The 19,474-nt window shown below is 67.7% G+C and carries 21 protein-coding genes and 4 pseudogenes; 10 read left to right on the top strand and 15 right to left on the bottom strand.

Translation table 11 applies throughout. The features are described from left to right. Nucleotides 1-344: 344 nt before the first annotated feature. Together ACIQ5Y_RS00190 and ACIQ5Y_RS00185 are read right to left on the bottom strand one after the other, a co-directional pair. Nucleotides 345-800 (bottom strand): SDR family NAD(P)-dependent oxidoreductase, encoded by a 456-nt coding sequence (locus ACIQ5Y_RS00190; protein WP_403874460.1) that lies wholly within the window; start codon nucleotides 798-800, stop codon nucleotides 345-347. Nucleotides 801-822: 22 nt separating this feature from the next. Beyond that, nucleotides 823-1,134, bottom strand: coding sequence for an SDR family NAD(P)-dependent oxidoreductase (locus tag ACIQ5Y_RS00185; RefSeq protein WP_403873134.1), 312 nt, complete (start codon nucleotides 1,132-1,134; stop codon nucleotides 823-825). A gap of 162 nt (nucleotides 1,135-1,296) precedes the next feature. Here ACIQ5Y_RS00185 and ACIQ5Y_RS00180 point away from each other — a divergent pair, with 162 nt between their 5' ends. After that, on the top strand, nucleotides 1,297-1,590 hold the full coding sequence (locus ACIQ5Y_RS00180) for a NucA/NucB deoxyribonuclease domain-containing protein (RefSeq protein WP_403873131.1): 294 nt from the start codon (nucleotides 1,297-1,299) through the stop codon (nucleotides 1,588-1,590). After that, a complete protein-coding gene (locus tag ACIQ5Y_RS00175; RefSeq protein WP_403873128.1) occupies nucleotides 1,590-1,892 on the top strand; it encodes a hypothetical protein in 303 nt (100 codons plus the stop codon). The genes ACIQ5Y_RS00180 and ACIQ5Y_RS00175 overlap by 1 nt, the downstream gene beginning before the upstream one ends. Nucleotides 1,893-2,235: 343 nt before the next feature. Here ACIQ5Y_RS00175 and ACIQ5Y_RS00170 read toward each other — a convergent pair whose 3' ends face one another. Beyond that, nucleotides 2,236-2,358 (bottom strand): hypothetical protein, encoded by a 123-nt coding sequence (locus tag ACIQ5Y_RS00170; protein ID WP_403873125.1) that lies wholly within the window; start codon nucleotides 2,356-2,358, stop codon nucleotides 2,236-2,238. 628 nt (nucleotides 2,359-2,986) lie between these two features. Then, nucleotides 2,987-3,643, bottom strand: coding sequence for an MFS transporter (locus ACIQ5Y_RS00165; protein ID WP_403873122.1), 657 nt, complete (start codon nucleotides 3,641-3,643; stop codon nucleotides 2,987-2,989). Nucleotides 3,644-3,925: 282 nt separating this feature from the next. Between ACIQ5Y_RS00165 and ACIQ5Y_RS00160 the strand changes: the two genes are divergently transcribed. Then, entirely contained in the window at nucleotides 3,926-4,060 is a 135-nt protein-coding gene (locus ACIQ5Y_RS00160) for a hypothetical protein (protein ID WP_403873119.1), read from the top strand. Between the two features lie 120 nt (nucleotides 4,061-4,180). Here ACIQ5Y_RS00160 and ACIQ5Y_RS00155 read toward each other — a convergent pair whose 3' ends face one another. Next, nucleotides 4,181-4,801: a TetR/AcrR family transcriptional regulator gene (locus ACIQ5Y_RS00155; protein ID WP_403873118.1), complete on the bottom strand. Its 621-nt coding sequence runs from the start codon at nucleotides 4,799-4,801 to the stop codon at nucleotides 4,181-4,183. 96 nt (nucleotides 4,802-4,897) lie between these two features. Here ACIQ5Y_RS00155 and ACIQ5Y_RS00150 point away from each other — a divergent pair, with 96 nt between their 5' ends. The 3 genes from ACIQ5Y_RS00150 (at nucleotide 4,898) to ACIQ5Y_RS00140 (ending at nucleotide 7,658) form a co-directional block, all read left to right on the top strand. Next, complete coding sequence (locus ACIQ5Y_RS00150) at nucleotides 4,898-5,683, top strand: alpha/beta fold hydrolase (RefSeq protein WP_403873115.1); 786 nt, start codon at nucleotides 4,898-4,900, stop codon at nucleotides 5,681-5,683. A gap of 174 nt (nucleotides 5,684-5,857) precedes the next feature. Then, entirely contained in the window at nucleotides 5,858-7,498 is a 1,641-nt protein-coding gene (locus ACIQ5Y_RS00145; RefSeq protein ID WP_403873113.1) for an ISL3 family transposase, read from the top strand. Further along, on the top strand, nucleotides 7,452-7,658 hold the full coding sequence (locus tag ACIQ5Y_RS00140) for a hypothetical protein (protein ID WP_403873110.1): 207 nt from the start codon (nucleotides 7,452-7,454) through the stop codon (nucleotides 7,656-7,658). Before ACIQ5Y_RS00145 ends, ACIQ5Y_RS00140 begins: the two co-directional genes overlap by 47 nt. 32 nt (nucleotides 7,659-7,690) lie before the next feature. Here ACIQ5Y_RS00140 and ACIQ5Y_RS00135 read toward each other — a convergent pair whose 3' ends face one another. Then, nucleotides 7,691-8,095, bottom strand: coding sequence for a hypothetical protein (locus ACIQ5Y_RS00135; RefSeq protein ID WP_403873107.1), 405 nt, complete (start codon nucleotides 8,093-8,095; stop codon nucleotides 7,691-7,693). Next, a pseudogene (locus ACIQ5Y_RS00130) lies at nucleotides 8,092-8,244 on the bottom strand (IS5/IS1182 family transposase); the annotation flags it as partial. The pseudogene ACIQ5Y_RS00130 and the gene ACIQ5Y_RS00135, both read right to left, overlap by 4 nt. 533 nt (nucleotides 8,245-8,777) lie before the next feature. Here ACIQ5Y_RS00130 and ACIQ5Y_RS00125 point away from each other — a divergent pair. From ACIQ5Y_RS00125 to ACIQ5Y_RS00115, 3 genes are all read left to right on the top strand, one after another. Further along, entirely contained in the window at nucleotides 8,778-9,776 is a 999-nt protein-coding gene (locus tag ACIQ5Y_RS00125) for a DUF6192 family protein (protein WP_403873104.1), read from the top strand. Between the two features lie 2 nt (nucleotides 9,777-9,778). Then, complete coding sequence (locus ACIQ5Y_RS00120) at nucleotides 9,779-10,198, top strand: RacP protein (protein WP_403873101.1); 420 nt, start codon at nucleotides 9,779-9,781, stop codon at nucleotides 10,196-10,198. Nucleotides 10,199-10,265: 67 nt separating this feature from the next. Further along, nucleotides 10,266-11,102: an IS5 family transposase gene (locus tag ACIQ5Y_RS00115; protein WP_403873099.1), complete on the top strand. Its 837-nt coding sequence runs from the start codon at nucleotides 10,266-10,268 to the stop codon at nucleotides 11,100-11,102. A 30-nt stretch (nucleotides 11,103-11,132) separates the two neighbouring features. Here ACIQ5Y_RS00115 and ACIQ5Y_RS00110 read toward each other — a convergent pair whose 3' ends face one another. From ACIQ5Y_RS00110 to ACIQ5Y_RS00085, 6 genes and pseudogenes are all read right to left on the bottom strand, one after another. Further along, nucleotides 11,133-11,825: a hypothetical protein gene (locus tag ACIQ5Y_RS00110; RefSeq protein WP_403873096.1), complete on the bottom strand. Its 693-nt coding sequence runs from the start codon at nucleotides 11,823-11,825 to the stop codon at nucleotides 11,133-11,135. A gap of 88 nt (nucleotides 11,826-11,913) precedes the next feature. Next, nucleotides 11,914-12,405, bottom strand: a complete 492-nt coding sequence (locus tag ACIQ5Y_RS00105) for a hypothetical protein (protein WP_403873093.1) — start codon at nucleotides 12,403-12,405, stop codon at nucleotides 11,914-11,916. Between the two features lie 65 nt (nucleotides 12,406-12,470). Further along, nucleotides 12,471-13,169: pseudogene (locus ACIQ5Y_RS00100) on the bottom strand (IS5 family transposase); the annotation flags it as partial. Between the two features lie 297 nt (nucleotides 13,170-13,466). Further along, the gene (locus tag ACIQ5Y_RS00095; protein WP_403873090.1) at nucleotides 13,467-14,000 is read right to left on the bottom strand and encodes a hypothetical protein; all 534 of its coding nucleotides are present in this window, start codon (nucleotides 13,998-14,000) and stop codon (nucleotides 13,467-13,469) included. A gap of 270 nt (nucleotides 14,001-14,270) precedes the next feature. Next, a complete protein-coding gene (locus tag ACIQ5Y_RS00090; RefSeq protein ID WP_403874458.1) occupies nucleotides 14,271-15,338 on the bottom strand; it encodes an IS110 family transposase in 1,068 nt (355 codons plus the stop codon). A 201-nt stretch (nucleotides 15,339-15,539) separates the two neighbouring features. Further along, a pseudogene (locus ACIQ5Y_RS00085) lies at nucleotides 15,540-15,956 on the bottom strand (transposase); the annotation flags it as partial. 120 nt (nucleotides 15,957-16,076) lie between these two features. Between ACIQ5Y_RS00085 and ACIQ5Y_RS00080 the strand changes: the two are divergent. Beyond that, the gene (locus ACIQ5Y_RS00080; RefSeq protein WP_403873087.1) at nucleotides 16,077-17,288 is read left to right on the top strand and encodes an IS4 family transposase; all 1,212 of its coding nucleotides are present in this window, start codon (nucleotides 16,077-16,079) and stop codon (nucleotides 17,286-17,288) included. 214 nt (nucleotides 17,289-17,502) lie between these two features. Here ACIQ5Y_RS00080 and ACIQ5Y_RS00075 read toward each other — a convergent pair whose 3' ends face one another. Next, nucleotides 17,503-17,931 carry a hypothetical protein gene (locus ACIQ5Y_RS00075; RefSeq protein ID WP_403873085.1) on the bottom strand — a complete coding sequence of 143 codons (429 nt, stop codon included), beginning with the start codon at nucleotides 17,929-17,931 and terminating at the stop codon, nucleotides 17,503-17,505. 41 nt (nucleotides 17,932-17,972) lie between these two features. Further along, nucleotides 17,973-19,435: pseudogene (locus tag ACIQ5Y_RS00070) on the bottom strand (NF041680 family putative transposase). Nucleotides 19,436-19,474: the final 39 nt, after the last annotated feature.

Raw genomic sequence — 19,474 nt, 5'->3', positions numbered from 1 at the left:
GACGGAGCGCATCCCGTCACCCTTGCCGGGATGCGCTCCGCTCTACCTCGTTCCCCCTCACTGGGTTCGGACACCGCCTGGTGGTCCTCGACGCAGACACGGTTGGCTGAGGGCTTCATCGTCGAGGACGGCGAGCGGACCGTCGCTCTCAACGAGATCGTCTTAAGGAGGCCGTGGCGGGGGAGCGGAGTCGCCTGGCAGGTGCACGCGGCATGGCTTGCACAGTGTCAGGAACAACGGGTCACCCTGCTCTGTCGCTCGACGGCGTCCGCGCCCGCACCGGGGAACGCCATCCGCTGAACGAGGGCGACATCGTGGCCTGGATCGACCTGCGTCTGAGCCGATCAGAGGGTGGTGATCAGGCCGCCATCGATGGTGGGGGCGGCTCCCGTAGTGTTGCCAGCCCGGTCGGAGGCGAGGAACACGACGAGGTCGGCGACCTCCTCGGGACGGGTGAAGCGTCCTGTGACGAGCTGGGCGGCGACCTGGGTGACGACGTCGTCCGGGGTGTGTTCCGATCCGGCGGCGACGGTAGCCGCCACACCTCGGTCTCCGAGCCAGAGGTCGGTTTCGACCGGGCCTGGGCTGACAGTGTTGACGCGTACGCCGCGCGGGCCGAATTCCTTGGACAGCGCTTTCGAGAAGTTTGTGAGGGCTGCCTTGGCCGCGCAGTAGTCGATCACGCCGGGATCGGGGAGGAAGGCGTTGACCGAACTGACGTTGACGACGGACGCCGTCCCGCGTTCGATGAGGTGGGGGAGGGCGGCCCGGGTGGTTCGGACGGCGGCGAGGAAGTTGATGGTCAGGCACCAGGTCCATGCCTCATCGCTGACCGACAGGAAGCCGACCAGGCGGGGGGCTGACGGCGCCCACGTTGTTGACGAGGACGTCCAGTCCGCCGAACGCCTCGGCCGCCACCTGTACCGCGCGCGCCGGTCCGTCCTCGGTGGTCAGGTCGACGGAGACCGGCCGCACCCGCCCACCTGCCGCTAGTTCGGCCAGAGGCCCGTCCAGCGTACGGGCGGCCGCGACCACCCGCGCGCCCTTGCCGGCCAGCGCTCGGGTGATCGCCAGCCCGATGCCCTTGCTTGCTCCCGTGACCAGGGCCACCTTGTCCGTGAGATGGAGGTCCACGCGGTGCTCCTCGTCGGGTTTGCGCGCCGGGTGCCGCCGCCCGGCCCGGGAGCCTTGAGTCTGTTGGTGTACGGGCCTCCGAGCGGGCAGACGGGGCCATGGAGTCAGGCAGGTGGCCGAGCGTTTATCCGGAGGGCGCATGGCGTGGGCTCAGCTGTCGCTGTGACGTCGGTCGTCGCCACCGGCATGGCCGTCGTCGCCGTGGCGTCGGAGTCGCCGCCCTGGTCTCTGCCGGCATCGGCGCGTCCCTCCTCCCGTAAATGTCCCCAGGGCCAGTCCTGTGACGAGTACCCCTTCGCGCGCACCGACCAGGGTGCCTTGAAATCAGAGCGCCGTGACTGGGGATGGGCCTGGGTCCCCGCCTCCGAACAGCACAGCCAGGGCGGCTACCTCTCCGCCTTCTACAAGGCCCAGCGTGTCCTGAACGGCGACAAGTTCTGGGTCGAGGTGCCCTGATGAGCGCCCTGAAGGACATCGCCGCCACCGCACCCGTCTGGGCCAGCGACAGCCAGTACTACCTCTACGGCACCGAATTCGACCCCACCGGCTTCACCTACACCCACTTCAACGGACTCCTCGCACCACTACGCCCGGGCACCGGCATCGGCGTTCCCGGCACGTTCGCCGTCATCCTGACCGGCCTCGAAACCGGATACGTCACCGTTACCCTCGAACTGCACCCCCACCCCTCCACCAGCGCCCGTCCTGGACGACTGGGACGAGATCGTCGATGGGAGCCTGAACCTCCCGGACGGTGACGCCTACATCTTCGACGCCCACGACACGACACCCTTCCCCTCCCTGGCCGCCTACACCGGCCGGCCCACACGGATCCGCGTCCACGCCCGCGGCCGCGACGCGGCCCGCAACGCAACCGAACCCGACGACGAGCACCCCCTGGAACACCACCTCATCCAGCTCTGGCCCGCACCCGTCAACGAACTCGTCTCCCACAAGCTGAGCGACACCACCGGAAGGGACTATCGCTGAGCACCGGAGGTTGCCGGGGCCCTGGCGGTCGACGATCGGGCTTTGGCGCAGTGAGCAGGGCACGCCCGACGATGTCCCGACGGCGCACGGCCGTGGAACATGTGCCCGGGCTCAGCCATCAGCACCGGGCGTCTCGTCCTGGCCGTGGGCGAGGATCGGGAGCAGGGCTTCGGCGGCGTCGCATCCGGTGTACGCGATGGTGCCGGGCCGGGCGAGTGTGTCGAGTGCCTGCATGGTGCGCAGCGGGCGCGCGTGGCTGCCGCGTACCGGCAGGCTGTGGCGTGGACGGTGGCGGCCCGGCTGCCGGTGCGGGCATCGAGGACCCACGACCAAGGGGCGGGCGCCGCGGTGGCCGCTTGCCGGCGGTGTGTGGGCACGCCGTCGAGGCTGACGCCGGGGATCGGGCGCAGCTGCGCGGATGTGACCCACGTGCTGTACTCGGCCGCCTCGGCGCCGCCGCCCTCAGCTGTGCGCCAGAGGGGGACGCCTATGCGGTACATCCATAGACCGGTGTCGAGCTGCTGGCGCTCGTAGAGCCGCACCCGCCCGATTTCCTGCCCGTCCGGCAGAAGGAGAGTGATCGGGGCGGGCGGTGGTTCGGGATCGTGCACGGTCAGGGGCGGGCCAGATGCTCTTGCCGGGCCTGCTGGCACGGCTTGCATAGGGGATTCTCTGGGGCTGGGAGTGTGGCACAGCGCAGAGGTTGGTGAGTTCGTGCAGCTCAGCGTGCGGAGTGCTTACCGTACCCAGCGCAACAGGTGTGGTGCTATCGCCGATTCGGGTGAGCCGTCCGGCTGGAGTCTGCGGCCTTGGGTTGGCCGGTGACCGGGACCGACAGCGCTTGCTGGCGGTCCTGGCGCTGCTACGCGGAGGTGGGGGCGTCGGCCACTATCAGGGTGGCGGTTTCGGTGTCCCGGGCGGGCAGGAGGGTGATGACGAGGATGGTGGTGAGGGCGGCGAGGGCGGCGCAGATGAGAGCGACGGCGGACATGCCGGAGACGAAGGCTTCCTGTGCCGATTCCAGGAGCGTTCGGCCCTGGGCGGTGGGGAGGATGTCGGCGGCTTTGGCGGCTGCTGCGACGTTGTCGCGGATGGCGTCCTGGGTGGCGGCGGGGAGTTGGGCGGGGACGTCGGGGTCCACGCCGTTGCGGTAGACGGTGTTGAGTGTGGAGCCGAGGGCGGCGACGCCGATGGAGGCTCCGATCTGGCGCATGGAGTTGGCCAGGGCGGATCCGGCACCGACGTGTTCGGTGGGCAGCGAGGAAAGGATCACGTCGAGGGTGGTGGGCATGGTGAAGCCGAGAGCGGCTCCCATGAGAGCCAGCGCGCTGCCGGTGACCGAGAAGTCGGTGTCACTGTCGACTTGGGCCAGGACGAGCAGACCGATGGTCCACATGATCATGCCGACGGTGATGACGGCTTTGGGACCGGAGCGTTCGGCGATGTTGCCGCCGAGGCGGGCTGCGACGACGAGGGAGAGGATGAGGGGGAGCAAGTGCAGGCCTGTGGAGAAGGCCACCCTCACCCTGGCGGACGTGGCCGAGTTCCATGACCTTGAGAGGGCGGTTCGTGAGCCTTTGGGCGACTCTGTCGTCGCCTGATGGTGTGGGTGCAGGCGGATTCCGATGGTCTGCAGCCCCAGGACGGGACACGAGGTCCCTCAGGGAGCATCGCGAGAGCTTCGGGCGCCGTGTGTCGAAGTTCCGGCGCCGGGCAGCAGGTTACGCATGAAGGTCGCCAAGAGGGCCAGCAACCGCTTCGAACGCGGCATGCTGATCGAACACACGAACCCGGAGGCAGTGTGAACGACACCAAACCCCTCAGCAGCGACGAACTCGACGCGATCGAACAGCGGTGCGCGATGGCCAGCCAAGGGCCGTGGCAGTCCTTCGTCGAAGGCCGTGACCACTTGGGTGGAGACAACTTCATTCGGTGACAGCAGTCAGAGGGAATTCCCCACGTACGGCCAGGTGTGATGTGACGCGCCGTTACGTTCGGGCCCCGCTGGTGGATGTCGTGAGGTATTGGTCAGGCCGGTGGGGACGAGGGGTCGGCGCTACGGGCATGGTGCCACCGGCCATGCCGCCATCGCTGCGTCGACCACGCGATTCAGTGTCGCCCGTCCTGCTCCGTCCCATGCTTGCTGGTTCATGCCCTGGATGACCGCAGCGTAGAAGGCCGCGAGTCCGTCGGCGTCGGTGTCGGAGGGGAGTTGTCCGGTGTCAATACCGGCGCGGATGCAGGTGGCGATCGATGCCTTGCTCTCCTCGCGCATGGCACGCAGCTTGGTCTTCACGTCCTGTGAGCCAGGGGTGCAGTTGGTCGCCCCGGTGATGATGAGGCAGCCCGGCGGATGGTTCGGGTCGGTGTAGTCGGCGGCGAGTTCCCGGAGCATCCGAGCGATGGCCGAGTGGGCATCGGGGCCTTGCGGTGGGCCCACCGCATACGTGCGTACGTACAGCCGGACGGCCTCGTCGAACAGTTGCCGCTTGTCGCCGAAGGCTGCGTACAGGCTCGGCGGGTTGATGCCCATCGCCTTGGTGAGCGAGGCGATCGACGTCGTGTCGTAGCCGTGCGTCCAGAACTCCTCCAGCGCAGCGGCCAGGGCTCTGTCGCGGTCGAAGGCGCGCCGGGCCCGCTTGGCCGCGGGCTGTGCGGGGTTCTTATCGCTGCTCACAGGGGAAGCCTACCCGCTCTTGTAGCGATCGCTAAAGATTCTGCTACCGTCAGGGACGTCATGTCTTTAGCGATCGCTACAGCAATGGGGGACTCCATGACCACCACACTCGCGCCCGCCGTCTTCGCCCGTACCACGCGCGGCTCCGGACCTGGCCTCCTGCTCGCCCATGGCGCCGGCGGCAGCATCGAAGCCAACTACGGGCCGATCATGGACGGGCTGGCCGCAGGGCACACCGTTGTCGGAGTCGACCTCCCGGGAGCCGGTGAGACCCCGCAGCCCGACGCCCCCTTGGATGTGGAGGAGCTGGTGGATCAGTTGGTCGCGGCGGCCGATGCCGAAGGGCTCGACACGTTCGCCGTCAGTGGCTACTCGCTCGGCGGGCCCGTGGCGATCCGCCTGGCCGCACGTCACCCCGAGCGGGTCAGCTCACTCGTGCTCAGCGCGGCATTCGCCCACGCCGACACGCGCACGGACCTGGCCACCTCCATCTGGCACCAGCTCTACGAGACCGGCCAGCACACCCTGCTGGCCAACTACCTCAGCCTGATGGCCCTCAGCGAAGGCGCCCTGAACACCCTCAACCCCGCCCAGGTCCAGGCGGCTGTCGAACAGCTCGCTCCCGTCATCCCCGCCGGCACCGGGGACCACGTCGACCTCGTCCGCCGCATCGACGTACGCGCCGACCTTGCCGGCATAGCGGTACCGACCCTCGTGGTCGTCACCACCGCCGACCCGCTCATCTCCCCGGCCCTCCAGCGGGAACTCGCCGCCGCCATCCCCGCAGCCGAGGTCGCTGAACTCCCGACCGGACACCTGCCGTTCGCCGAACGCCCCCAGGAGTGGCTCAAGCTCATCAGCGACTTCCTCGCCCGAAACTGAAAACCTCGACCGGACGGTCGGCACGTTCTGTGACCACTGGCGGCCAGATCGCTCCCCACCAACTGGCCGCCAGTGGGGAATCTCAACGGTTCTGATCCACTTCTTGTGGGGCGATGACAGTGCGTCACAAGGCCCTGGCAGGATGGTGGTTCGTGTAACTGCAGCGTTCTCTGGGTGGCCTTCTCTCATCTGGCGTCGGTCGCGGTGGATCAAGTGGTGGTCGGTGACGACACGGTCACTTTCGTGGCGAGAGCCGTGGCCGCGGAAGCGGTCTGCCCCGGATGCGGGGCGGCGTCCCGTCGCATCCACGGCAACTATCAGCGGCCCTTGGCCGACCTCGCGGTGGCCGGACAGAAGACCGTGATCAACCTGCTGGTCAGACGGTTCATATGCCCTGTCTCCGGGTGTTCTCGTCGTACGTTCGTCGAGCAGGTAGACGGGCTCACCGAGCGGTTCGCGCGCCGCACCCCGGCACTGCGCCGGGTACTGGAGCGGATAGCACTGGCCCTTGCGGGACGTCCAGCGGCCCGGCTGGCCAGGCACCTGTCGATCCCGGCCAGCGCGAACTCGCTGATCAGGATGCTGCGCAAGCTCCCCGACCCGCAGTCCTCGACCGCCCCTCGCGTGATGGGGGTGGACGATTTCGCCTTCAAGAAGGGCCACGTGTACGGCACGATCATCTTGGACATGGAGAGCGGCGAACGCGTGGCCGTGCTGCCCGATCGCACCTCAGAGACGCTGACGGCCTGGCTGCGTGATCACCCCGGGGCCGAGATCGTGTGCAGAGACAGGGCCAGCGCCTACGCCGAAGCCGTCCGTACCGCCTGTCCCGACGCCACGCAGGTCGCAGACAGATATCACCTCTGGATGAACCTGTGCGAGGCCGTGGAGAAGTGCGTTGCGCAGCACCGCAAGTGCCTCACCGAGATCACCGAGGACACCACGGCCGGCACCGCCGTCGCCCAGACCGGCACGACAGCCGACGAGGTCCCGGAATCCGCGGAAGGGCCACGCGCGATCAAACGACGCGAGCGCCATGCCGCGGTCCATGCCCTCTACGACAAGGGCGTGCAGATCGAGGTGATCGCCAAGACCCTCGGACTCGATCGCAAGACCGTGCGCCGCTACGCGCACGCCGGCACTCCCGAGGCGGCGTCCCTGGGCACGGGTGCTGGCCGCTACGGCCAGATCCACGCCTATTCGCCGTATCTGTACCGGCGATGGAACGAGGGCTGCACGGACGCGGCACGGCTTCATGCGGAGATCACCGAGCTCGGCTACCGCGGCAGTAAGCGGACCGTCCGCCGCCACCTGGAGCAGGTCCGGGCCAGCGGGAAGCCCGCACCCGACAAGCCCAAGGAGCTGACCGTCCGGAAAGCCAGCTGGCTGATCACCGCGCATCCCGACAAGGTCAACGAGAGCAATACGCTCAAGCTCAAGCATCTGCTGTCCCGGTGCCAGGAGTTGGAAGCCGTCGCCGACTGCGTGCGCACCTTCGCCCAGATGATGACCGAGCGACGCGGAAACGACCTCGACAGCTGGCTCACCCGCGCCGAACACACCGGACTGAAACCGCTGCGGAGCCTGGCCCGCGGCCTACGGCAGGACTTCGACCCCGTCACCGCCGGGCTCACGCTGGAATGGAGCTCCGGCAGAGTCGAGGCGGATCAAGAGGGACGGGTACGGCCGGGCCGGCTTCGACCTCCTCCGCCGACAGATCCTCCTCGCGGACTGACGGCCGTGACGCTCCGCGATCGGACCACAAGAAGTGGATCAGAACCATCTCAACTGGCCGCTGACAATTCGGATCGGTGAGCTCGACGACAGCGAGCCCGACATGTATGTCTCCCGGGCCACGGAGCGAGGACTTGACCCCGCCGGCGACCACGATCTCGACTTCATTGGGCATGCCCGCCGGGATATCCCCCGCCTCATCGCCGAGATCAAGCGCCTGCGCGCCGACGAGCGCCGCTGATGGCGGGGCTGCTGGTCGTGGTGCTCGGGTGACTACTGCTTCCTGGTGAAGCTTCCGGTGCCGGCCTTGGTGATGATGTCGAGCTTGACCAGGCGTTTCAGCTTGGCGCGGGTGCCCTCGATGTTCCTCGGCAGCAGTTCGTGGTCGAGGGCTTCACAGACGTCGCGGGCTCGGAGGGGGCCGGTGGCCTCGTTGAAGACGGCGAGGATGCGGGGGTAGTCCGGGTGCTCGGGCAGGTCCGACGAGTCGGCTCGGGCGGGGATCCGGTCGGCGAGGGCGGTGACGGTCTTCCGGGTGATCGCGAGGTGTTCGAGGTGGATCTCGGCCTCCCGCAGCCGGGCCTGTAGTTCGCCGATCTGGGTGCGGAGATCATCGGCCGTTGCTCCGGCGGCGTCCTCTTGGATGCCGAGCGCGTCAAGCAGGGGCTGGACGTTCACGCGGCCACCGCCTGCGGGTCGCGCCAGGTGGGGGTGTTCGCGTCGGTGAGACGACGGGCCATGACGTGGGTCATCGCCCAGTAGACACGGGAGGCGGAGGAGGCCGGGCGGTGTTCGTAATCTCGGACCAGGCGCCGGTGCAGTATCACTGCCTGTTTCGTATCCACTCCGCGGGCTGGCCGGAGGGCCTAGGCTGAGCTGGTGTCGAAGGGCTCCGAGAAGGCCACAGAGCGGGCCTGTCGGGCTTGTGGTGACCGGCTTCGGCCGGGCGCCAGGCCGGAGGCGGTGTTCTGCTCGGCGGCCTGTCGTTCCAGGCAGTGGCGGGTGGAGCGTCGGTTGCGCCGGCGTCTTGCCGCAGTGCAGGGCGGGATCGGTGAGGGCGAGTGCCGCGAGTGCGGAGCCCGCTGGATTGCGGGGGTGGACCGGCGATTCGCGGCCGTTTATTGCTCGCCGAAGTGCAAGGTGAGGGCATGGCGGCGGCGGAACGACCCGTTCGCAGACCGGTCACAGTAACCGCACCGCGAACGCATCAGTTGTCCAAGTTCAGCCAGTTCTCGGATATTTGCGGTCTTTCGTTGCGATCTTCCTCTTTGCGGTCTGACTCTCGGTGACGAGCGGGCTTTGTACCGTCACGGCAGGAAGATGGCCGTGCCAGGGCCCGCGCTTTGGGTGGTGACACACCATGCCCGAGGACATCGAGAAGATCGGAAGCGTCAGCCCGTCACGATACGAACAGATCGTGGCCGAGCTCCGCGAAGTCGTCGACCAGCACTCCCGCGGCCAGTTCACGATCGGTGACCGCGCCCTGGAGATCGAACCCCTCCGCGCCCGAGACAGCTCCCGGCCCGAGGCCGGGTGGAGCGTCAAGGAGTCGCTCATGCGGCTCGCCGAGGACATCGGCCTCAAGTACGGAACCGTCAACAACGCCCGCTGGGTTGCTTCCCGCTGGCCCAAGCAGCATCGGCAGGTCGGCGTCTCCTTCACCGTCTACCGGATCCTGGCCAGCGTCGACGACGAGAACGAGCGATTCGCGGCCGTGAAACTGCCGCCCAAGGGCAAGACCCGGTGGACCGCTGACGACGCAAGCCGTGTGCTCGGCTGGCAGGTCGACAACCCGGTCTCCAAGCAGGAGAAGATCAGCGCGATCCACGCCCTGGCCCAGGACGAGGAAGTCGCCGCGGTGGTCACCACCGACCTGCTGCGCCGGCCTGCGGTTTCGGCGCAGGTCGCCGTCGAGGACCGGGTCCGGGTGGTCGAGGAGTTCACCCGCGACGAGACCGTCGCCGCGACCGTGACCACCGGGCTGCTGCGGCGCCCGGACGTCGCGTTCCGGGCGATGAGCGACGACACCGCCCGCCACCAGGTCAACCATGCCCAGGTCGAACGCGGCCGCCAGGCCCGCGAGAACTTCGAACGGACCAGTCCCGTCGCGCCGGCGGTCAAGCAGATCAACCGCACGGTCGAGTTCCTGGACCTGGTCACCGCCTGCCACTCCTTCGTTGCCGCAGCCGGCCGGGCCGTCCCGGGACTGCGGGACCGCCAGCTGACAGAGGACGAACAGGCAATCGTTCACCAGAACATCGCCAAGGTGCGGGCCACCCTCGACTGGATCGAGAATGCCGTCGACACCGGCAAGGTCGACATGGACGACGAGCTCGCCGCCCTTCTCCGAGGCCAGTAGCCATGCCCCGCGCCTCACGGCGCCGGGGCGACGCCGCTCTGCGGCACGCCGACACCCTTCGGTTCGTGCTCTTCGAAGCACGCCCGGCCGGACTCCTCTTCCACCAGCTGACCCGCGCCAGCGACCTCACCCCCAGCCAGGTGAGGTCCGGGCTGGCCGCCCTGCGGGACGTCATCGCGGACCAGGGATGGCCTCCGCTGATCTGGACCAGGGCCGACGGTTACCAGCTCGGAGCCGAACGGGCCGCGTTGGAGGCCTACGAACGGAAGGTGATCAAGGAGAAGCTCACTGAGTTCCGCCGGTTCATCACCGGCACCGTCGCTCCCCATGCCACCGCCCACCCGGGCGACAAGTGGGTCCGTCACATCACCGCCCAGCTCAACTCGATCGAGTCCACCCTCGACCTCGTCAACAGCTACTGACCCCTCGCTGCCCGGGGCCCGGCCTTCGGCCGGGCCCCGGGCAGCATCGGCTTGAAGGCCAGCCGCCATGCGCCGACGCCGCTACCCCTCCGACACCACCGACGCCGAGTGGGCCCTGCTCGAACCCCTGCTGCCCGTCCCGGCCTGCGAAACCACCGTCGGCGGCCGGCCCGAGAAACACGACCGGCGCGAGATCGTCGACGCGATCCGCTACGTCGTCGACACCGGCTGCAAGTGGCGGGCGCTGCCGGCGGACTACCCGCTCTGGCGGACCGTCTGGGGGTTCATGGCCCGCTGGGCCGCCTGCGGTGTCATCACCCAGATCCGCGATGTCCTCGCGCAACGGATCCGCCGCGATATGGGCAAAGGACCCCGCGCGGTCGCCACCGTCATCGACTCCCAGTCCGTCAAGGCCGCCGAGACCGTCGGACGTGACTCGCGCGGCTACGACGCGGGCAAGAAAATCAACGGCCGCAAACGCCACATGGTCGTCGACACCCGCGGTCTTCCCCTGCTCGTCATGGTCACCCCCGCCGACCTCCACGACAGCCAAGCGGCCAAGGAAGTCCTCTTCCGCCTCCGACTCATGCACCCCGAGATCACCATCGTTTGGGCGGACTCCGCCTACGCGGGCAAGCTCGTGACCTGGGCAAAGAAGTACCTCAACTTGACGATCAAGACCGTCAGCAGACCCAAGGACGCCTCCGGCTTCGTCATCTTGCCCCGTCGCTGGGTCGTGGAACGGACCTGGTCCTGGATGATGCGGGCCCGCCGGCACGCACGCGACTACGAACGGCTCGTCCAGCACTCGGAAACCCTCATCACTTGGGCCTCCATCACCCTCATGACCCGCCGGATCACCAAGGCACGCAAGCCCCCAGAGCGGTTCTCACCCTCGCTCTGACCAGGAGCTCTTCGTTTCCTCGCGCTGCCGTCAGGAAGTTGTCAGTGCGGAGGCGACCTGGGCCAGGCGGGCGGCCGGCCAGGCGAAGCGGTTGGCAGGGTTACGGAAGGAGTAGCCACCGTCGTTGATCAGGTAGCCGCCCTCGGCCGTCGTCCACCGAGTGGGGCCACACTGCCCCTGATGCTCAAGGAGTGTCGCAGCAAGCTGCTCAGGCTCCTCAACACGGGTGCGGGCACTCAATGCGGCGGTCAGACGCTCGACGGCGTCATCCGGTACGGCATCGTCGCCGAATGCCGGGAGCAGGAGCAGCAGTCGGGCGTCGGGGTTTGTGGTGCTGCCGCCGGGCAGGCCGTTGTCGGCCGCGGCGATCAGCTCGGCCCAGGACAGACCCGGGCCCATGAAGTGCCCATCGTCTTGCGCCAAGGTCTCGGCCGCGTCCCAGTCAGGATGGTGCACGAGGTAGTCGATGCCGGCCTCCCCCTCCAAGGCGCGATACACCACATACAGGTGGTGGTCACCGGCGAGCGGCACCGTGAACAGGGGCCAGGTGTCGCCTCCCAGCAGCTGGGACAACAAGGCTCCCGTTTCCTGATCCTGTGTGGCGCCCAGGGGCAGGTGGACCTGCCAGAACAGGTACTCGTCCAGAAGTTCGGGCTGGTGGCGGAAGGGGCCACCGTCATAGCCCGGAATTCGGGCCGGAGGTGTCTGCGAGCTGTTGGTCACGAGGTCATCATGTCCCCAGCTCCCTCACGACTGACCGATGGGGTGAGGCGGCCCGCCGAAGCCCTGGCTCCGAGATCAGAAAAGGCAGTCAGGTGTCGTACTCGCCGTTCCACGGAGCCGAGAAGCCCAATCGATCCGGATAGAGCTCAGCCCAGTCGTGCTCGCCCTCCTCGTCCTCGGCATGGCACTCCGTGACCAGGCCGAAGACCACACCATCAACGGTGAGCTGGAACGGCCGGATGGCAATGTCGCAGTACTCACGATCTGCGAGCCCAGCGAGGCCGGCGGCCAGCCGCGCTTCCGCGCGGGCAACCACAGAATGCTCGCCACGCGGACGCTTCATCTGCTCTGCCCAAGTACCGGCACACCAGATATCGGACTCCTGGTGGTGCCCGTCGTGGTCGAACTTGTGGAGCACTGCGAAGAGCCGCTTCTGCTCCTCCCAGCCGTCCCCCATCGCGAACCCATCCGGGAAGGCATAGGTGACCGAAGCCAGAAACTGGCCGCCGCTGAACCGGCCGATGGTGCTCGTCCGATAGTCCGGCTCATGGGTGATAGGGATGATCTCAGGGACAGCCATGCCAGCACCCTAAACACCCAGGTGAGCCCCACCTCTCACTGGGTCCGGGATCGGAAACAGGCAGTCAGGATCCCGTAGGTCTGCTCGACCCTCCAGCGCTTGGGCTGCGGCACGAAGCCGATGTCCTGCGGGTTGCGTGCGACGATCTCCACGTCGATCCCGATCGCGGTGCCGTGAGCGACCACGGCGACCTTGAAGCCCTGGTCGACCAGGGCCTTTTCGACGGTGCCGCCGGTGTTCTCGGCGACCTGGTCGAGCAGGGCGATGCCGGCCGTGTTGTCATGCACCCTCGCGCCGAGGACGATGACGGCGATGACCAGGCCGAGTACGTCCACGGCCAGGCCCCGCTTGCGGCCCGGGCCCTTCTTTGCGGCGTCCCGGCCAGTCGTGGTGGCAGGGACCCCGGCGGCCGCCCGGACACTCTGCGTGTCCAGGACCACCAGGGTCGGGTCCTCTAATTGTCGGGCCCGCTCCCGGACCTGGCAGCGCAGGAGTTCGTGGATGACCTGGTCGGTCCCGTCGTCCCGCCATGCGGCGAAGTAGTAGTATGTCGCGCTCTTCGGCGGAAGATCATGCGGGAGGTAGGCCCACTGGCAGCCCGTCCGGCTCTGGTAGAGAATCGAGTTCACGATCTCCCGCATAGCGTAGGCGCCCTGGTGGCCGCTGACCGAGCAATGCCGGTCCTTCCGCGCCGTGATCACCGGCTCGATCAACGACCACTGCTCGTCCGATAAGTCACTCGGGTACGGCTTGCGTTCACTCACCCCATCAGCCCAACAGGCCACCGGCTGCAGACCAGCAGATTCCGCCTGCACCCACACCATCAGGTGACGACAGAGTCACTCAAAGGGTCACGAACCGCCCTCTGAGAGGGCGGTTCGTGAGTCTTTGAGCAGTCTTGCCGTCGCCTGATGGCGTGGGTGCGGGCCGAATCCGCTGGCTCGCGGTCACCGATTATCCGCTGGGGCGGCAGACCCCTACCCTCCGCGGCCTGACCGCACAACCCGGCGAACCTTCCGGTCGGCACTAGATCGAGACCCAGTATTGCTGGCCTCGGTCAACTAGAGCTGGTCCCCTACTGAGGCCGCTTTCGGAGGGTGCACCCCGCCACCGTCTTTCGTGTCTTGCGCACACGAACGCCCGCCTTCGGACTGATTGTTGGGGATCAGAAGCACTCCGGCAACCAGCTCAGGGTGCTCGACGGTAAGCCAGTCGTCACCCGTGCGGGTTCCGTCTGGCTTGGACCACGCAGTGGACGAATAGATCGTCTTGCACATCAACGCCACACGCTTTTCGTCGACCGCGCAGGCCTGCACCGCAGGCCCGATCGCCCCCTCGGCAACGCCGTCGAAACGGTAGTGGAAGTGCGCCAGATTCCCCTCGTAGGGCGTCTGTGGATGGGGCTCGAGTCGCCACTCAACGACCTTGGCCGTAACCCCGATAGGCCGCTCGGACGTGTCCACGACCTGAACCGAGGCCCCAGCTTCAGAGCGCTCTGCCACCCGGTCGGTACAGCCCCAGACGGCCGAACAACCGGTGAGGCCGAAACCAACCAAAGCCAATGGAACAATGACAAGAACCCGTACGGAAAGCACTCGGACGACCTCCAGCCAGATGGAGCCGAGCAGTCTATAGCGCTTTCGGAAGAGCAGGTCGGGAGCTCCCGGCGGCCAAGCCGCACCAGTAGCGACACCTCCCGCCAAGCCCGATCAAACCCTTCCCCTACCAAGTGCTGCGACCCGGTGGACCTTTCCGGTCACAGCACTAGGCCGTCTCTTAGGGATCACCTCGCGGTCCAGATGTGGATGGCCGCGAGGTGGAGGGCTGCCTGGTAGACCGTTGCGGTTTTGATGCCCCTATGGATGTCAAGCAGCCAGGACGTGGGTTGTGGTGTGCGTGATGAGTCGGTGGATCTCGCGTGCGACGTAGCGCTTGAGGCAGCGGAGTGCTTCGCGTCGGGTCTTGCCTTCGGAGACACGCCTGTCGATGTAGCCGCGGGTGCGGGTGTCCCATCGGAGGCGGGCCAGCACGATGGTGTAGAGGGCGGAGTTGGCCTGGCGGTTTCCGCCGCGGTTGAGGCGTCGTCGCTGGGTCTTCCCGGAGGAGGCTTCGACTGGGCTGACGCCGCAGAGGGCTGCGAACGAGGCCTCGCTGCGGAGTCGTTCCGGGTTGTCGCCTGCTGAGATCAGGAGGGTCGCGGCAGTGTCGGGGCCGACGCCGTAGCAGGCCAGGAGCTGCGGGTTGTGCCGCGTGATGACCTCTGTGATCCGGGTGGTGAGGTCCTCGATCTCTTCGGTGAGGTGCTGGATCCGCCGGGCCAGGAGCCGGAGCGTGTGGGCCGCTGCCCCGGCCGCTCCGACTGCCGGGCCGTCGAGGCTGGCGCAGGCGCGTATCAGTTTGGGGTTGCTCAGACCGGCCATGGACTGGCGGAGGTCGGGGTCGGTGGCCACGAGGACGGCCTTGAGCTGGTTGATTGCCTGAGCCCGGGACTTGGTCGCGGAGGCCTTGGCCATCTTGAACAGCCTGAGCATCTCCACGGGCCCGTCGCCGGCCTTCGCGGTCGCGGTGGCCCGGCCGGTGATCACGGCACGGGCTGCGGCCTCGGCGTCGATGATGTCGCTCTTGCCGCGGCGCCGACGGGTGGCCTTGTCGGGCTGGTTCACCTCGAAGACGGTGATGCCCTGACTGAGGAGATACCGGCTCAGTGCGGCGCCGTATGAGCCCGTGCACTCCACCCCGGCCCGGTCGAGGCGGCCCAGTGTCCGGGCCCAATGCAGTAAATGCTCGTAGCCCTCGGCGGTCGTCGGAAAGCTCCGGCTCTCGATGAAGGCGCCGGCGGCCGTGACCACGGCGGCCACATGGATGTCCTTGTGGGTATCGACACCCAGCACGATCTCGGAAGTCTCTTGGTCCGGCGGGGCGGACTGGGTCATCCTGGTCACGGTCACCTGTCTCCTGCAGCCATGGGAAGCGGGGCGGCCATCGCTGGATCGGTCAGGGCGGTCAGGACTGTGACGGTGCCTCTCGCGAAGGCCCCTATCGGGACACACCCGCCGGTCCAGCGGCAGCGAGTACCGCTCCGGACAGTGGCTGACAGATCAAACGCAAGGCACCAGGGCCAGTCGTAACGCGGGTCAAGCCACCACCCGAAGCGGCACCTGCACATCCTCACAGTCGTAGCGGGTGGCCAGGCCGCGCCACTGCTTGAGCTTGTTGATGCACCGCTCGACGGTGTTCCGCTGCTTGTAGGCGGTCTTGTCGAAGGCCGGCGGCCTGCCGCCCTTGCTGCCGAGGCGTTTGCGGTTGGCGAGCTGGTCGGCCGGCTGCGGGATCACAGCCCGGATTCTGCGCTTGCGTAAGTGCTCGCGGATCGCGCGGGACGAGTAGGCCTTGTCGGCCAGCACGACGATGGGTCGGGTTCTGGGTCTGCCTTTGGGCCTGGTCACTCGGATGGCGGCCATGACCTGCGTGAACGCGGGTGCGTCGCCGGCCTGGCCAGGCGTGACGACGAAGGCCAGAGGCCTGCAACGGCCGTCGGCGGCGAGGCGGACCACGTCGGCAGAGGAGCACCGCGGGGGATACGGATCAGGTACTGAGCTTGCCGTTTAACCACAATGCCGTTGACTTTGGGGTGATTTGGCGGTTCAACAGATATCAGGGGGTGGTGTCTGATGACTGCTCGGCTGGTGGACCGGATCGGGCTGGGAGACCTGACGGAGGTGTTCCCGCCAGAGCTTGTGGACGCGGTGCTGACGAAGTCCCTGGCGCGTGAGGTGCGGGTCCGGTTGCTGCCGCCGAGGCTGATGGTGTACTTCGTTCTCGCGCGGGCGCTGTTCTCCGGCGAGCCGTACCGGGAGGTTCTACGGATGCTGGCTGAGGCGGTGCGGCGCGAGGACGGGTGGGGTGCCTGGCGCGTACCGGACAAGGCTGCCGTCTTCCGTGCCCGCCGGAACCTGGGGGTTGAAGTGATGCGTGAGCTGCTGCTTCATGCCGGTGCGGCGGTGGCCGACGAGCGCACGCCGGGTGCGTTCTGGCGGGGCTTTCGGCTGATGGCCCTGGACGGGACGACATTGCAGGCTGCCGACACGGAGGCCAACGAGGCCGGGTTGGGACGGCTCCGGACCAAGGCAGGCAAGGGGCCCACCGGATATCCGCTGGCCCGGGTCATGGTCCTGGTCGAGTCGGGAACCCACGTGGTCTGCGACGCCGCGGTCGACTCCTACCGGGTCAAGGAACGCGTCCTGGCCCAACGGCTCGCTGGCTCGCTGCGGCCGGGCATGCTGGTCCTGGCCGACCGCGGCCTGCCCGGAGCCCATCTGTGGCAGCACCTTGCCGCCACCGGCGCGGACCTGCTGTGGCGGATCCCCGGCATCTGGAAACTGCCCGTCGAGGAGGTTCTCCTCGACGGTTCATGGATCTCCACCGTCCGCGGCGGTCGGGGCCGCAGCGTCCGCCCGCCCCAGGACATCCGGGTCCGCGTGATCGAGTACAGCCTCGACATCCCCGGCCGTGACCACGCCGAACGCTACCGGCTCATCACCACCCTCATGGACCCCAAACGGTCGCCGGCCGCCGAACTGGCAGCCCTCTACGGCGAACGCTGGGAGGTGGAGAACACCCTCGCCGAACTGAAGACCACCCAGATCGGCACCCGCACCGTCATGCCGAGCAAGAGCCCGGACCTGGTGTTCCAGGAGATCTACGCACACCTGGTGCTCTACACGGGCTTGAGGGTCCTGATGCACAGAACAGCGGTGAACCGCAGCGAACCTCTTGATCCGGACCGGCTCTCCTTCTCCGCGGCCCTACGGGCAGCCCGCCGGAGTATTACTACGCTGAACAGGGATTTTCCCCCCTCAGTACCTGTCCACGGTGGCCCGTGAACTCGAGGAAGAGATCAACCCGCCCCGCAGACTTCGGGCCGTGATCCGCCAGGCGAAACGCAAGATGTCCCGCTTCCTGTCCTGGAACCCAGACCGGCCACGCCCACAACAACCAACCCGCCGACCAGCAGAAACATTGCAGGTCATCACGGCCCTCGCACCCTCACCGGACCCCTAAGTCAACGGCATTGCGTTTAACCACTGGCCTGTGCGGTCATGGCGACGGTGGACGTTCAAGTGTTTGCTCGTCCGTGGCTTCGGCTTGTGTCAGCTCCCGGCGCATGGACTCGGCATGCTCGCGAGTCATTTCGCGGAGCGTGGGTGAGGCAGCACTCCGCTGGGCTGCTGCTTCGTCCGCCTCGGTCCAGGACCGAAGCACTTTGAGTGGGCGCTGGTGTCCGCAGACCAGTGCTGCGCCTGACTGGTCGTGAACGACGGCCTCGTAGCCGATGTTCACCCCGACGCTGACACCTTGATTGTGGAAGACGACGTCGAAGGGTGCCTCGTCGGGGTCCTCGCCCTCGGGAGATTCAGTGGTGATCGTGAACTCCTCCCTGGGGTTCATCCAGTAGTCCTCACCCCATGGCTCGACCCAGATCCCGAGTATTTTCTTGGTGTCGTTGTTCAACCTGATCTTCGGCATTGCCGCAGCGTAGGCCACTCGGGCAGCTGTCATAGATCGGATCAAGTTCGGCGGGGCTTGGTCCCCGTCTTGTGGTGTGAGGGTCTGGTGTAGGGCTCACCGGTCGCCAGGACGCGTCCGACCTCGAAGCGGGTGGCGAGCTGCCTGTTCTTCGATCCGAGTGGTCGGCCGGGGCCGGGCCGAGTGGGTTTCGGTGCACGGGCTGGCGTGCCGGTCTTCACGTGCAGGTTCCTGAACCCGCGCCGGACGCGGGCAGGTGTGAGTCTGTTCGGTTCCGCCGCCCGTTCCCAGGGCCGGCGGAGATCCCGTGCGAGCGGGCGGGCGAGTCGGAGCTGGGTGTGTGCGGCAAGGACGATCCACGTCCAGCGGTCGGCTGCTTCGGAGTTTCGGAGCTTGGGGCGCGTCCAGCCGAGAGTCTGCTTGAAGAGGCGGAAGGTGTGCTCCACGTCGAACCGTCGCAGGAACGCCTGCCAGCATCGGTCAACGTCCTCGGGTCCCGCACCGGTGCCGGACCACCAGAGCCAGACGGGCTTGTTCACCCCGCCGCTCGGCAGCTTCGCCACCGTCAACCGGATCACGGTGCCCTCGATGATCGGCAAGGGGCCCTCATGGTCACCCCAAGCCGCCCGACGCGTCAGCCGGGGGTGCAGCCGGTCCCACGCCTGCGCGGTCGCCACCCCGTACCGATCGGTGTCGGTCACGGTCACCACCGCCAGCTCGCCCCAGGTTTCGGGGCGGCCGAAAACGAACTCACCACCGTGCTTGGGCGGGCGACCGCCCTGCGGCGGACAGATCCACGGCACCGGGACCGGCTTGCGCATCACCCGGTCCGAGCGGAGTCGGCCCAATACTTCCACGGGCAGGTCGGCCAGGAGGTGGGCGATGCGAGGTGCGTCGTATCCGGCGTCCAGCACGACCAGAACGTCCAAGTCGCCAGCCCGCCACTGGCCGGCCGCGACGAGGCGCTCGATGACCTCGCGGACCTGGCCGGCGGTGACGGCGGCCAAGTCCGCGCCCGGTTCCAACCGAACCGCGTCCAGCAGCGCGGTCCACGAAGTCCGACCCGGCTCCATCGCGGCGACGATCGAGTACGGCCAGCCGGGCACCATCTGGTGCTTGCCCAGCCCGCGGCCGAAGGTGTGACAGAACGAGCGGTCCGCGCGGTGTCGGCGTCCGGACGCAGCCACGGGGACACGTCCACTGCCAGAACCAGGCGCCCGTCGGCAGCCCGGGGCAACGGCACACCGGCCAGTGCCCGCCGCAGCCGGGCGACGTCGATCTGGCCCCGGTTGATCCCGGAGTACAAGGCCCCGTGCCCGCGTCGGTGTTCCGGCGCGAGCGCCAGGTCCACCAGGGTCCGGACCGGTCCGTCGGTGCACAGCAGAGCGTCACACACGTCGAACAGGGCATCCGCCCGCGCCGTCAAGCATGCGTACAACTCAGACCGGAACTCCGACAACTTCGACAAGGCGTCTCGTTGGACGCTGTGCTCGACCAGTCCCACGATCCCGGCCTCCGTGCTGAATCAATCCTGAGCACAGGA

Source organism: Streptomyces sp. NPDC096339 (assembly GCF_044762985.1).
Lineage (GTDB): Bacteria > Actinomycetota > Actinomycetes > Streptomycetales > Streptomycetaceae > Streptomyces.
The sequence above is the reverse complement of the archived record's forward strand: the minus strand, read 5'-3'. Positions and strand labels throughout refer to the sequence as shown.

What these genes read in the sequence shown, in the direction of transcription:
- ACIQ5Y_RS00175 (WP_403873128.1), top strand. Translation starts at nt 1,590, where the DNA reads ATGAGCGCCCTGAAGGACATCGCCGCCACCGCACCCGTCTGGGCCAGC.
- ACIQ5Y_RS00170 (WP_403873125.1), bottom strand. Translation starts at nt 2,358, where the DNA reads ATGCAGGCACTCGACACACTCGCCCGGCCCGGCACCATCGCGTACACC.
- ACIQ5Y_RS00150 (WP_403873115.1), top strand. Translation starts at nt 4,898, where the DNA reads ATGACCACCACACTCGCGCCCGCCGTCTTCGCCCGTACCACGCGCGGC.
- ACIQ5Y_RS00125 (WP_403873104.1), top strand. Translation starts at nt 8,778, where the DNA reads ATGCCCGAGGACATCGAGAAGATCGGAAGCGTCAGCCCGTCACGATAC.
- ACIQ5Y_RS00120 (WP_403873101.1), top strand. Translation starts at nt 9,779, where the DNA reads ATGCCCCGCGCCTCACGGCGCCGGGGCGACGCCGCTCTGCGGCACGCC.
- ACIQ5Y_RS00115 (WP_403873099.1), top strand. Translation starts at nt 10,266, where the DNA reads ATGCGCCGACGCCGCTACCCCTCCGACACCACCGACGCCGAGTGGGCC.
- ACIQ5Y_RS00105 (WP_403873093.1), bottom strand. Translation starts at nt 12,405, where the DNA reads ATGGCTGTCCCTGAGATCATCCCTATCACCCATGAGCCGGACTATCGG.
- ACIQ5Y_RS00090 (WP_403874458.1), bottom strand. Translation starts at nt 15,338, where the DNA reads ATGACCCAGTCCGCCCCGCCGGACCAAGAGACTTCCGAGATCGTGCTG.
- ACIQ5Y_RS00080 (WP_403873087.1), top strand. Translation starts at nt 16,077, where the DNA reads ATGACTGCTCGGCTGGTGGACCGGATCGGGCTGGGAGACCTGACGGAG.
- ACIQ5Y_RS00075 (WP_403873085.1), bottom strand. Translation starts at nt 17,931, where the DNA reads ATGCCGAAGATCAGGTTGAACAACGACACCAAGAAAATACTCGGGATC.